The organism is Streptomyces sp. NPDC005408 (assembly GCF_040606445.1).
In the GTDB taxonomy this organism is placed as follows: domain Bacteria; phylum Actinomycetota; class Actinomycetes; order Streptomycetales; family Streptomycetaceae; genus Streptomyces.
Genome location: NZ_JBEXEX010000055.1, coordinates 19,025 through 31,690 on the forward strand (window position 1 = coordinate 19,025; position 12,666 = coordinate 31,690).

9 protein-coding genes are annotated in these 12,666 nt (G+C 71.6%); 4 read left to right on the forward strand and 5 right to left on the reverse strand.

Translation table 11 applies throughout. The features are described 5' to 3' along the window. Positions 1-86: 86 nt before the first annotated feature. From ABZS64_RS32885 to ABZS64_RS32905, 5 genes are read right to left on the reverse strand one after another with little or no spacing between them, the layout of a single operon-like run. Entirely contained in the window at positions 87-872 is a 786-nt protein-coding gene (locus tag ABZS64_RS32885) for an endo alpha-1,4 polygalactosaminidase (protein ID WP_355837613.1), read from the reverse strand. Then, complete coding sequence (locus ABZS64_RS32890) at positions 869-1,501, reverse strand: spherulation-specific family 4 protein (protein ID WP_355837615.1); 633 nt, start codon at positions 1,499-1,501, stop codon at positions 869-871. Before ABZS64_RS32890 ends, ABZS64_RS32885 begins: the two co-directional genes overlap by 4 nt. A gap of 11 nt (positions 1,502-1,512) precedes the next feature. Continuing rightward, complete coding sequence (locus tag ABZS64_RS32895; protein ID WP_355837617.1) at positions 1,513-3,033, reverse strand: hypothetical protein; 1,521 nt, start codon at positions 3,031-3,033, stop codon at positions 1,513-1,515. Beyond that, positions 3,030-4,505: a GT4 family glycosyltransferase PelF gene (pelF, locus tag ABZS64_RS32900; RefSeq protein WP_355837619.1), complete on the reverse strand. Its 1,476-nt coding sequence runs from the start codon at positions 4,503-4,505 to the stop codon at positions 3,030-3,032. The genes ABZS64_RS32895 and pelF overlap by 4 nt, the downstream gene beginning before the upstream one ends. Before the next feature lie 33 nt (positions 4,506-4,538). Next, the gene (locus ABZS64_RS32905; RefSeq protein WP_355837621.1) at positions 4,539-6,593 is read right to left on the reverse strand and encodes a hypothetical protein; all 2,055 of its coding nucleotides are present in this window, start codon (positions 6,591-6,593) and stop codon (positions 4,539-4,541) included. A gap of 278 nt (positions 6,594-6,871) precedes the next feature. On the opposite strand from ABZS64_RS32905, the gene ABZS64_RS32910 reads away from it, so the two are divergent. From ABZS64_RS32910 to ABZS64_RS32925, 4 genes are all read left to right on the forward strand, one after another. Continuing rightward, positions 6,872-8,410 carry a leucyl aminopeptidase gene (locus ABZS64_RS32910; protein WP_355837623.1) on the forward strand — a complete coding sequence of 513 codons (1,539 nt, stop codon included), beginning with the start codon at positions 6,872-6,874 and terminating at the stop codon, positions 8,408-8,410. A 194-nt stretch (positions 8,411-8,604) separates the two neighbouring features. Next, entirely contained in the window at positions 8,605-9,993 is a 1,389-nt protein-coding gene (gene lpdA / locus ABZS64_RS32915) for a dihydrolipoyl dehydrogenase (protein ID WP_355837625.1), read from the forward strand. A 52-nt stretch (positions 9,994-10,045) separates the two neighbouring features. Continuing rightward, a complete protein-coding gene (sucB, locus tag ABZS64_RS32920) occupies positions 10,046-11,812 on the forward strand; it encodes a 2-oxoglutarate dehydrogenase, E2 component, dihydrolipoamide succinyltransferase (protein ID WP_355837627.1) in 1,767 nt (588 codons plus the stop codon). Between the two features lie 134 nt (positions 11,813-11,946). Continuing rightward, the gene (locus ABZS64_RS32925; RefSeq protein ID WP_355837629.1) at positions 11,947-12,570 is read left to right on the forward strand and encodes a GntR family transcriptional regulator; all 624 of its coding nucleotides are present in this window, start codon (positions 11,947-11,949) and stop codon (positions 12,568-12,570) included. The last annotated feature ends 96 nt before the right edge of the window (positions 12,571-12,666 follow it).

Below are 12,666 nucleotides of genomic sequence, written 5' to 3' on the forward strand. Positions count from 1 at the left end.
GCCGACGCGGAGCGTCGGCGACCGACGACAACGCAGCGAAGTACCGTGCCAGGGCACGCGAGCCCGGCACGATCGGCCGGACAGGCCTAGCAGGGCCTGCGCCAGACCCCCAGCTCGTACTTCTTCAGCATCGAGCTGAGGTCGAGGCGCCGCACCCCGGGGCAGAACTCCCCGGTCTTCAACTCGTACTCGACATGGAAGACCGCCTTGTCCGCCTCGATGAACGGCGTCAGCTCCGCGCACTCGTCGTGCTCCGCACACTGCTCGTTGACCGCGAAGTCGAAGTCACCCACCAGCTGCGGGATCTGGTCCAGGTCGTTCTTGAGTCCGACGGCCAGGCCGCGGTCGTGGGCGAGGCGGGCGATCAGGCGGTTGTAGCGCAGCTGGTCGGCGGCGGTGATACGGAAGCCGGTGGGGTTGGCGTACGCGTCCATGTTGTCGGGCTCGACCGCGTCGAAGCCCTTGGTGCGGCACATGTCGATGCGCGCGGCCATGAGGGGTTCGAGGACGTCGGTGCGCCGGATGTCGAGCCAGCGCTCGCCGTCCCAGCCGTTGCCGCGACCGAGGACCTCCTTGGGGAACTTCGCCGCGTCCGGGCGGAAGTCCTCCCAGGCGCCGGTGGAGAGATAGCAGATGACCTTGCGGCCGCGGCGGTGCAGATCGTCGACGGCGGACTTGGGGTGGTCGAAGCCGTCGATGTCGTACACAGGCACATCCACGGTCGGATCCAGCTTGCCGCTGAGCTGCCACTGCCAGCCCAGGCCGGGCTCGGGCTGCCAGCGCCCGGGGGTCGGGTGGTCGTCGTCCGGCGCTGTGGTGCAGCCCGTCAGTACGAGAAGGAGCAGCGCGAGCAGCAGCGGCAGTCGTCTCAACGGGCCGGCTCCAGTGCGTGCGGGAGCGTGCCCCACGGGTGGGCACCGGCGCCGGGGACCAGGCAGTGGACGGCCGCGGAGGCGCGGGCCTCGGGCGGGGCCGCGTACACGAGATGGCAGAAGCGTTCGGGCGGGTGGGCGGCGGTCCAGAGCGGGACGGCGAGGCCGCGGTAGCTGTCCCACGGTCCCTCGAACGTGACCAGCAGGTCGGCGAGTTCGGCATAGGCGGGGTCCGGGTGCACGCCGTGGTTGAGGACGAGGGTCTCCGCGCCGGCCGCGCGGGCGGCGACGGCGAGGCGGCGGTAGTAAGGCAGCGCTTCGGGGTCCGCGGACGCCTGGTCGAGGAAGGCCCCGTCCGTGCCGTACCAGTCGCGGTGGAGCAGCAGATCCCGTACGACGGCGGCGTGCGGGCGGCGGGCGTAGTCGGTGTCGGCATAGCCGAGGACGCGGACCCCGGCCGCGCGCAGCTGCTCCGCGACGGCCGCGAACGCCGGGTCGGGTGCGGCGCCGGGGCCGCTGGCCGGGTTGAGCACCACGCCGTGGATCCGGGGTGCGGCAGCGACCAGGGCGTCCCAGGCGTCGGGCTGTTCGGCGGGATGCTCGTAATACGGCACCAGCAGCGTCTTCACGGAGCGCTTCCTCATATGCGGTGGGCGGTCGCACGGCCCAGCAGAACACAGACAAGACCGGCCAGCAGCCCCGCCGCCCCCGCCGCGACACCGAGCCCGACGAGCCTCGGGCTTCCGGCGCCGGTGAGCAGGGCGGCGGTCTGGGCGAGCGCGGCCGTGCAGCAGACCGCGGCCGCGCCGGTCACCGCGCCGAACGACTGGAGCAGCAGTCCCGTCCAGAGCGTCGTGCCGATGAGCAGCAGGGTGGCGAGGCGCACCCCGCCGAGCGCGGGGGCGTCGGGCCACAGCAGCGTCCCGGCGACGGCGAGCACGAACAGGACCGCGAGATACCCGGCGAGACACTCGGCGAGCACGGCGGCGGCGGCGCGCCAGAAGGCCCGCGAGGTGGTGCTGGCGCGCAGCCCGGCGAGGCTTTCGCCGCGGAAGCGGTGCAGGAGCCACTCGGCGGGGCCCATGCTGAGCGTGAGCGCGACGGCGGACGGGGCGGAGACGACGGCGCCGGGGTCGCCGGCGAGGACGTCGCCGAGGGCGGTGTAGAGGACGAGGAGGCCGGTGCCGAGGCCGAAGAGTCCGTAGGGGACGGAGGTCCGCAGCGGTGGGCGGTTGTTTCCCCCACCCCGCCCCTTCCCGAAACTGCGGGCAAGCCCCCAGACCCCCGTACGCGCTTCGCGCGTGTCCTCAAACGCCGGACGGGCTGGATATGCGGCCCGCAGCACGCCCCCCGCCAACCACACCGCCGCCCCCAGCGACACCGCCAACAGCACCACCCGCACCGGCACCGGCACCGCATACGGGATCGACAGCACCGCCCCCGCCGTCATCGGCAGCAGCGCGCACAGCAGCGCCCGTTCGCGGTCCAGGACCAGCAGGACCGTCGCCGCCGACAGATACAGCGCCTGGGCCGTGGCGAAACCGGCCGCCGGCCACTGGCCCGGGCCCGACGAGGCCAGCGCCGCGGCCCCCGCCGCAGCGGTGCCGAGCAGCGCACCCGCAGGCGCACCCGTCAGCAACGAGCGGGCCGCCGCCTCGCGGTCGCCCAGGCCCAGCCAGGAGTAGGCCCGGTGGGAGAGCGCCTGGTTCCACACCCACCCGGTCAGCGCGCCCGCGAGCAGCGGGGCCAGGCCCGCTCCCCGCAGCAGCGGCGCGCCCAGGACGTATGCGAGACCCGGCAGTGCGAAGACCAGGCCGCGCAGGAGACAGCCGAGCAGACCCACCCGCCACGGGTCGACGGGCGGCCCTGGAGGCTCCGGATAGCTGCGCGGGATACGGGCGTACAGCTCCTCCGCGAGCGCGAAGGAGTCATCGCGGCCGTAGGTGAGCCGGATGTGGTCGTCCGTCATGCCGTCGGATTCGAGGATCGCGGCGATCTCGTCGGGGTGGACGGCCGCCGCGACCAACTCCTCCATCCGGTGGGCGAGTTCGTCGAGGGGATCGGCGGCCCGGCCGGACCCCTCGGCACCCTGCCGGTGCCGCGGCAGCACCGGCAGGGTGTCGACGTGCTGGCCGGGCCCTTGCCACAGCGGTCCGCTCACCCCAGCGCCCACTTCGGGGCGCGCCAGACGTGCGCTTCCTCCGGCTCGGGCAGCCCGGCCAGTTCGAGGTAGATACGCCGGAAGCCGTCCACCGAGCGCCTCAGCGTGAACCGGTCGACGACCCGCTGCCGGGCGAGCCGCCCGAGTTCGGCCCGTCGTGCCGCGTCCCGCAGCAGCCCCAGCGTCGCCTCCGCCATCACCGCGGGTTCACGAGGCGGCACCACGAGGCCCGTGTCGCCGACCGCTTCCCGTACCCCGCCCACATCTGTGGAGACGGTGGCACGGCCGCAGGACATCGCCTCGATGAGCGAGAAGGGGAACCCTTCGCTGATGCTGGAGAGCAGCACCACGCTGCCCGCCGCATAGGCGCGGGCCACATCACTGACCCGTCCCTCCCAGACGACGCCGTCCACGACGCCCAGCTCGGCGGCGAGCTTCTCCAGCCGGATGCGATACGCCTCGCCGCCCGCGGGCACCCCGCCGAACAACCGCAGGCGCGTCTCGGGGAGTTCGGCGCGGACGATGGCGTACGCCCGGATCAGCGTCTCCAGGTCCTTGATCGGGTCGATGCGGCCCGCCCAGGAGATCGTCGGCACGTCCGGTTCGGGACCGGCCTGCGGAAAGGCGTGCGGGTCGACGCCGTTGTAGACGGTGCGGATACGGTCCGCGGGCGCCCCGCCCCGTTCCTCCCATCGCCGGTTGTACTGATTGCAGGGCGTGATCAGAGAAGCGCGCTTGTAGCCGAGCGAGTTCAGCTCCCGGTAGAAGCCCAGCATCAGCGCCTTGACGGGGGCCCGCTGGCCCTCGGCGCGGTAGCCGAGATAGCGCTCGCGCAGGTAGATGCCGTGCTCCGTCAGCAGGAACGGGACGCCCTCGAACCGCTGGGCCGCCAGCGCGGGCAGGGTGGCGAGCCCCGCGCTGACGGCGTGCGCGATCGAGTCGTCCGGTATCCGCACCGCCAGCGGCCTCAGCGCGTGCTCCAGCAGATCGGTGGCGGTGAGCGCGTCGTGCACGGTGGGCCGGGACGCCGAGATCTGCAGATGCGGCATGGTCCAGATCCACATCAGTGAGCGCAGGACGGACTCCGAGCGCAGCGCCGCCGTCAGCCGTCCGGCACGGGCGAACTCGGCGAGTGCGTCGAGCCCTTCGCCGAAGTCGCAGCCCGCCGACGGGTCGAGCACCGACAGCAGGAAGCGCTCGTAGACATCGATGAAGCGGCGCCGCTCCCGCCCGTACAGCGGGAGCCGCCGGCCCGGCACCGGCCCCCAGAGCGGGAAGGCCGTGTGCCGGTAGACGTTCGGCGGGAGCTGCCAGGTGACCGGCTCACGGCCGGTGCCGGTGAGGGCGACGACCTGGAAGTCGACCTCCGGCATGCCGCGTACGAGCTGGTCGCACCAGGTGGAAACTCCCCCGTGGACGTGCGGATAGGTGCCTTCGGTGAGCATGGTGACATGGCGCCCACAGCTCAGCATTCGTGTCCCCCCTGAACAGCGGTCATCGGTCTTTCAGGCGGTCGGCAGCTTCAGCGTGACCGCCGACTGCAGCAGGTCCGGCGCGGTCCAGGCCGACCGTGCTCCCGCGTACGCGGCCCCGAACACCGCACTGCCCAGGAGCTGTTGCTTACGGGTGCCCTCGGGCGCTGTCACCGGCGCGTTCACCCCCGATGGCGCCTTGACGGTGACGGTGTCGCCGATGCGGTACGCGGTCACCTTGCCGTCCGCGACCGCCTTGTTCCAGACGGCGCGGCGCTGGAGCTCCGTACCGATGTCGCGCTGGCGCGGGTTGACGATCGGGGCGCTGTCGGCGAACAGGGCGCGGTAGTCGGCCAGCACCTTGTCGAGCACCGGGTAGAGGATGCGCTCCTCGGCGAGGTTGGACTGGTGGACGTAGTGCGGGCGCGGGTCGTTGGCGGTGACATGGCTCAGCGCGATGCGGGCTTCCTGCGGCACGATGTACGACGCGTAGCCTGTCGCGGTGTCCAGCGGTTCGGCCAGGCAGGTGGAGGCGGGGTTGGTCTCGCAGACGCCGCTGCCCCCGTCGCTCTCGGCCGCGTAGATCCAGTTGTACTCGTCGGCCATCTCTGCCGCGGTGCCGACGTTGTAGTACACGTTCATCGGGTGGCGCGGCACAGTCAGCGCCGCACCCACCTTCCGCTGCTGGGGCTCGCGGGAGTTGTCGCTCGCGGTCCACTTCACACCGTTGTCGGCGAGTGCGCCTGCGAGGTTCGGATTGTCCTGGGGCTGCTGCGGCAGGGTCATCAGCCCTGAGTGCTCACCGGTGACCAGCTCGCTGCGGTCGACCGGGATGCCCTTGCCGGTGGCCCAGTTTTGGTTGTCGCGGATCTGGGCGGAGATGTCGGAGCGGCTCGTCCACCGGGTGGTGCCCGCCGGGTCCTTGGCGCACTGCCACGGCACGACCGAGACGTCCTGGACACAGCCGAGGAAGAGGTGGGTGTAGGTGTGGTTGATCCAGCGGTACTGCGCCCGGTCGGCCAGCAGCTGCGCGGCGAGCGCGTCGGTGCCGCCGTGCTCGGTCTTCCACTCCTCGCCGGAGCCCGCGTTGTAGACCATGTCGAGGGTGAAGCCGCTGCTCTGCTGCCACTGCTTCGCGTACTGCGCGTCGGCGGCGGTCATCCGGATGTCGGTGGTGGTCGCTTCCGAGCCGTCGCCGCAGTCGATGTCGCCGGGCGTGCAGTTGCGCTCGGTGTCCCAGCGGGCGTCCGGCGCGAACACATCGTCGATGTGCACGGCGAAGTACTGGCGGCTCTGCCCGAGGTGGATGCCCTGGGTGAGCCATTCGACCATGCCCCGGGCCAGCACCCGGAACTGCCGCTGGTAGCGGTTGTAGGCGAAGGTCACAACCAGCTCGCTCCGCCCGTCGTGGGCGTACTCGCCGATCAGGCTGGCGCGCGCCCCGGCGTCGTCGACCGGGGTGTCCAGATAGCTGGTGAATCCTTCCCTCGGCTTGCCCGCATAGCCGTAGCTCTCGGCGGTCAGCGGGGAGTTGTCCTCGAAGGTGACAGGCCCGTCCAGATACCCGAAGGGTCCTGAGGTGCGCCCGGCGGCGGTGACCGCGCTCTTCGCGCCGTCCAGCACGCCCGCATAGCCGCCGTTGTCGGTGTACTCCAGGCCGACGCCCGGATGGGACCAGGTGTACGCGTCGATCTGGCGGATGCCGAAGGTCTTCTCGTACGCGAAGAGCGCTTCGTTCTCCGCGGCTCCGGCGGCCGACGACGCACCGAAGGGGTCCTCGTCGGGGGCGACGACGCCCTGGTACTTGGCGCGCGGCCGGCCACTGACCGTGTCGCTGAGGAAGGCGGCGTTCACCACCGGTCGCCCCGGGTCGTCCAGCCGCAGCACGCGGTAGGGCACCCCGATGTCCCTGAGCTCGGCGACGATCGCCTCGACCGCTCCCCCTCCGTCGTCGACGACGAGCACCGTCAGATCGATGCGCGGCGCGGTGGCGGCCGCCGCTCCCGGCGCCGGTGCGGCTGTCGCCAGCACTCCGGCCGCCAGCAGCGCGGCCGCGGTTCTGCCCGCGCGCAGTCCGTACAACCCCATGGCTTTCCCCTCTCGCACGGCCTCTCGGACGCACGCGAAGCGTGCGGAGGACCTGTGGAGATGATGCAAAGAAGCCGCTCGCTCCCTTGCCTGAATGGGGTGAGTGTGACTGAGGTCTCGCCACTCCGGCGCAAAACATGAAAGAGACGCCACGGATGAGTGAACCAGCGCCGCCGTGAGCCAGGCATGTGACCGCGCGTAGGCTCTTGTCCGGCGTGGGATGTCGATCCATCCCCTTCTACGGCCCCGGAACTAAACGGAAGCGAGATTTCACCACCGTGACTGCTCTCACTCTCAGCACCGCCGGCGCGGCGACGCTCCGCGCCGACGCACTCGTCGTCGGCGTCGCGAAGGGCGCCAAGGGCCCGGTCGTCGCGCCGGGCGCCGAGGCCGTGGACAAAGCGTTCGACGGAAAGCTCGCCTCCGTGCTGGACACCCTCGGCGCCACGGGTGCCGAGGGAGAGGTGACCAAGCTCCCCGCCCCCTCCTCCCTCAAGGCGCCGGTCATCCTCGCCGTGGGCCTCGGCCCGGTCCCGGAGAAGGACGAGGCGTACGCCGCCGAGTCGCTGCGCCGTGCCGCCGGCTCCGCCGCCCGTGCGCTGGCCGGTTCGAAGAAGGCCGCCTTCGCGCTGCCGGTCGAGGCGTCCGAGGACGCGGAGGCCATCGCGGAGGGCGCGCTGCTCGGCGCGTACGCCTTCACCGCCTACCAGGGTGGCGAGAAGGACGCGAAGAACGCCAAGAACGGCAACGGCGCGAAGCAGCCGCTCGCCGAGGTCGCCCTGCTCGGCGCGAAGCCGCGCGACAAGGCGTACAAGGCCGCGGCCGAGCGCGCGATCGCGCTGACCGAGGAGATCAACCGCGCCCGCGACCTGATCAACACCCCGCCGAACGACCTCACCCCCGAGGCATTCGCCGCCGTGGCCACCGCCGCGGGCAAGGAGCACGGCGTCAAGGTCCAGGTCCTGGACGAGAAGGCGCTCGTCAAGGGCGGCTTCGGCGGCATCCTCGGCGTCGGCCAGGGTTCGCAGAACCCGCCGCGTCTCGTGAAGCTCAGCTACACCCACTCCAAGGCGGCCAAGACGCTCGCCCTGGTCGGCAAGGGCATCACCTACGACTCGGGCGGCATCTCGCTCAAGCCGGCCGGCCACAACGAGACGATGAAGTGCGACATGAGCGGCGCCGCCGCGGTGTTCGCCGCCGTCGTCGCGGCCGCCCGCCTGGGCCTCGCCGTCAATGTCACCGGCTGGCTCGCGCTCGCCGAGAACATGCCGTCGGGTTCGGCCACCCGCCCCGGCGACGTCCTGCGCATGTACAGCGGCAAGACGGTCGAGGTGCTCAACACCGACGCCGAGGGCCGCCTGGTGCTCGGCGACGCGCTCACCAGGGCCTCCGAGGAGAACCCGGACGCGATCATCGACGTGGCGACGCTGACCGGCGCGATGGTGATGGCGCTGGGCAACCGCACCTTCGGCATCATGTCGAACGACGACGCCTTCCGTACCTCGATCCACGAGATCGCGGAGGAGGTCGGCGAGCAGTCCTGGCCGATGCCGCTCCCCAGCGAGCTGCGCAAGGGCATGGACTCCCCGACCGCCGACATCGCCAACATGGGTGAGCGGATGGGCGGCGGCCTGGTGGCCGGTCTGTTCCTGAAGGAGTTCGTCGGCGAGGGCATCACCTGGGCGCACCTGGACATCGCGGGCCCGGCCTTCCACGAGGGCGCGCCGTTCGGCTACACCCCCAAGGGCGGCACCGGATCCGCGGTCCGCACCCTGGTCAAGCTGGCCGAGCGCACGGCCGACGGCGACCTGGGCTAGCCGGAACGGGGGCCCGGCCCTTGAGGCCGGGCCCCGGTAAACCGGCCCCGGGTCCCGCCGTCCGTCAACAAGTGCGAAGATGGGTTCTCGGCAGGACAGGGCCCCCACCACAGGGCCGAAGAAACAGCGGCCGAACACCAGCCGCCGCCCGGTCAGAGGACCGGCGACCGGCGCACATGCATGGAGGACGTGACGTGGCGAACGACGCCAGCACCGTTTTCGACCTAGTGATCCTCGGCGGTGGTAGCGGCGGTTACGCTGCGGCGCTGCGTGGAGCTCAGCTGGGCCTGGACGTCGCCCTGATCGAGAAGGGCAAGGTCGGCGGCACCTGCCTGCACAACGGATGCATTCCCACGAAGGCGCTGCTGCACGCCGGCGAGATCGCCGACCAGGCTCGTGAGGCCGGGCAGTTCGGCGTCAAGGCCACCTTCGAGGGCATCGACATCGAGGCCGTCCACAAGTACAAGGACGACGTGATCTCGGGACTGTACAAGGGTCTCCAGGGTCTGATCGCCTCCCGCAAGGTCACCTACATCGAGGGTGAGGGCCGGCTGTCCTCCCCCACCTCCGTCGACGTGAACGGCCAGCGTGTCCAGGGCCGCCACGTCCTCCTCGCCACCGGCTCCGTACCGAAGTCGCTGCCGGGCCTGGAGATCGACGGCAACCGCATCATCTCCTCGGACCACGCGCTGGTGCTGGACCGCGTCCCGCAGTCCGCGATCGTGCTGGGCGGCGGCGTCATCGGCGTCGAGTTCGCCTCCGCGTGGAAGTCCTTCGGCTCCGAGGTCACCGTGATCGAGGGCCTGAAGCACCTGGTCCCGGTCGAGGACGAGAACAGCTCGAAGCTTCTTGAGCGCGCGTTCCGCAAGCGCGGCATCAAGTTCAACGTCGGCACCTTCTTCGAGAAGGCCGAGTACACCGACAACGGCGTGCGCGTCACCCTCGCCGACGGCAAGACCTTCGAGGCCGAGGTGCTGCTCGTCGCCGTCGGCCGCGGCCCGGTCTCCGCCGGTCTCGGCTACGAGGAGCAGGGCGTCGCGATGGACCGCGGCTATGTCCTGGTCGACGAGTACATGCAGACGAACGTCCCCACGATCTCCGCGGTCGGCGACCTCGTCCCGACCCTCCAGCTCGCGCACGTCGGCTTCGCCGAGGGCATCCTGGTGGCAGAGCGGCTGGCCGGTCTCAAGACCGTCCCGATCGACTACGACGGCGTGCCCCGAGTGACGTACTGCCACCCCGAGGTCGCCTCCGTGGGCATCACCGAGGCCAAGGCCAAGGAGATCTACGGCGCGGACAAGGTCGTCGCTCTCAAGTACAGCCTGGCGGGCAACGGCAAGAGCAAGATCCTCAAGACCGCGGGCGAGATCAAGCTCGTCCAGGTCAAGGACGGTGCCGTGGTCGGCGTCCACATGGTCGGTGACCGCATGGGCGAGCAGGTCGGCGAAGCCCAGCTGATCTACAACTGGGAGGCGCTGCCGGCCGAGGTCGCGCAGCTCATCCACGCCCACCCGACGCAGAACGAGGCGCTCGGTGAGGCCCACCTGGCACTCGCGGGCAAGCCCCTGCACGCCCACGACTAGTCCCTCGGGCGCGACGACCACTTCCGCACATTCGTTAGGAGCAACAGAAACCATGTCGGTTTCCGTAACCCTTCCGGCGCTCGGCGAGAGCGTCACCGAGGGCACTGTCACCCGCTGGCTGAAGGCCGAGGGCGAGCGCGTCGAGGCCGACGAGCCGCTGCTCGAGGTGTCGACCGACAAGGTCGACACCGAGATCCCGGCCCCGGCCTCGGGCATCCTCGCGTCCATCAAGGTCGCCGAGGACGAGACCGTCGAGGTCGGCGCCGAGCTGGCGATCATCGACGACGGCAGCGGCGCGCCCGCCGCTGCCCCGGCTCCGGCTGCCGCCGAGGCCCCGACCGTGGCCGCCCCCGTCCCGGCCGCTCCGGCTCCGGTTGCCGAGGCTCCCGCCCCGGCCGCCGCTCCGGCCCCGGCCGCTGCCCCCGCGGGCGGTGCCACCGGTACGGACGTCGTCCTTCCGGCGCTCGGCGAGAGCGTCACCGAGGGCACCGTCACCCGTTGGCTCAAGCAGGTCGGCGAGAGCGTCGAGGCCGACGAGCCGCTGCTCGAGGTCTCCACGGACAAGGTCGACACCGAGATCCCGGCCCCGACTTCCGGTGTGCTGCTCGAGATCGTGGTCGGCGAGGACGAGACCGCGGAGGTCGGCGCCAAGCTGGCCGTGATCGGCGCCCCGGGTGCCGCTCCGGCCGCTGCTCCCGCACCCGCCGCCCCGGTCCCGGCTCCCGCCGCTCCGGCCCCGGCCCCGGCTGCCCCTGCGGCTCCCGCGGCCGCGCCCGCCGCTCCGGTTGCCCCGGCTCCGGTTGCCGCCCCCGCCCCCGCCCCGGTCGCTGCTCCGGCTCCGGTCACCCCGGCCCCGGCTCCCGCAGCTCCCGCCGCCGCCGAGGCGAGCGACGCGTACGTGACCCCCCTGGTCCGTAAGCTCGCCGCCGAGAACGGCGTCGACCTGGCGTCGGTCAAGGGCACCGGCGTCGGTGGCCGTATCCGCAAGCAGGACGTCATCGCCGCCGCGGAGGCCGCCAAGGCCGCCGCTGCCGCTCCGGCTCCGGTTGCCGCAGCTCCGGCCGCCGCCTCGAAGGCTCCGGCCCTCGAGGTGTCCCCGCTGCGGGGTCAGACGGTCAAGATGACCCGCATGCGCAAGGTCATCGGCGACAACATGATGAAGGCCCTGCACAGCCAGGCCCAGCTGACCTCGGTCGTCGAGGTCGACATCACCAAGCTGATGAAGCTGCGCAACCAGGCCAAGGACGCCTTCTTCGCCCGTGAGGGCGTCAAGCTGTCCCCGATGCCGTTCTTCGTCAAGGCCGCTGCCCAGGCGCTGAAGGCCCACCCGGTCGTCAACGCCCGGATCAACGAGGACGAGGGCACCATCACGTACTTCGACTCGGAGAACATCGGCATCGCCGTGGACTCCGAGAAGGGTCTGATGACCCCGGTCATCAAGGGCGCGGGCGACCTGAACCTGGCCGGTATCTCCAAGGCCACGGCCGACCTCGCCGGCAAGGTCCGCGGCAACAAGATCACTCCGGACGAGCTGTCCGGCGCGACCTTCACCATCAGCAACACCGGCTCGCGCGGCGCCCTGTTCGACACGGTCATCGTGCCGCCGAACCAGGCCGCCATCCTGGGCATCGGCGCCACCGTCAAGCGTCCGGCGGTCATCGAGACCGCCGAGGGCACCGTCATCGGCATCCGTGACATGACGTACCTGTCGCTGTCCTACGACCACCGCCTGGTGGACGGCGCCGACGCGGCCCGCTACCTGACGGCCGTCAAGGCGATCCTGGAGGCCGGCGAGTTCGAGGTCGAGCTCGGCCTGTAAGCCTCGCTCGGTCTCGCTCGGTCCCGCTTCGAGCAGTGCCTGTGCCCCCGCCCGGTTCGCCCGGCGGGGGCACAGGCGTCTTGCGCGCCCGGCAATAATGACAAGGTCCGCGCTGCCCTCCCCAGGAGCCGTCCATGACCCCGCCAGTCGTCCACTCGCTGCGCGAACAGATCCGCGAGCACATCGTGGAGGGGATCGTCAGCGGCCGCTGGAAGCCCGGCGAGCGGATCGTCGAGCGGCGTATCGCGACCGAACTGCAGGTCTCCCAGACGCCCGTGCGCGAGGCGCTGCGGGAGCTGGAGAGCCTGCGGCTGATCGAGTCGGCGCCCAACAAGGGCGTACGCGTACGGAATCTCACTGCCGCCGATCTGGAGGAGAGCTACCCCGTACGGGCCGGTCTCGAGCAGATCGCCGCCGAGCTGGCGGCCGACCGGCTGGCCGACGACTGCTCGGCGCTGGAGCCGCATGTGGCGGCGCTGTACGAGGCGGACCGGGCCACCGACTCGGCGGCGCAGGTACGGCACACGGTCGCCTTCCACCGGGAGCTGGTGCGGGCCGCGCGGAACGGCGTGCTGCTGCACACCTGGGAGGGGCTGGGCATCGAGGTGTTCACGGCGCTCTCGATCCGCTGGCTGGGGACGGTGCAGAAGTCGTACGCGGAGGAGCACGAGGAGCTGGTCGCGGCGTTCCGGCGGCGCGACCCGGAGATCGGCGCGCTGGTCAAGGCCCACGTCCTCGGCTGCGCCCCGCGCGCCTGACCGGGAGCTCCGCCGACGGGCCCTTGCCGGGGCTCCGCCCCCCGAACCCCACGCCCCGAACCCCGCCGCCCCGCGAAGCGGGTACCGGTGGCAGCT

Bases quoted from the DNA above. Each gene is read 5' to 3' on its own strand.
- pelF (WP_355837619.1), bottom strand. From the start codon at position 4,505: ATGCTGAGCTGTGGGCGCCATGTCACCATGCTCACCGAAGGCACCTAT.
- ABZS64_RS32905 (WP_355837621.1), bottom strand. From the start codon at position 6,593: ATGGGGTTGTACGGACTGCGCGCGGGCAGAACCGCGGCCGCGCTGCTG.
- sucB (WP_355837627.1), top strand. From the start codon at position 10,046: ATGTCGGTTTCCGTAACCCTTCCGGCGCTCGGCGAGAGCGTCACCGAG.
- ABZS64_RS32925 (WP_355837629.1), top strand. From the start codon at position 11,947: ATGACCCCGCCAGTCGTCCACTCGCTGCGCGAACAGATCCGCGAGCAC.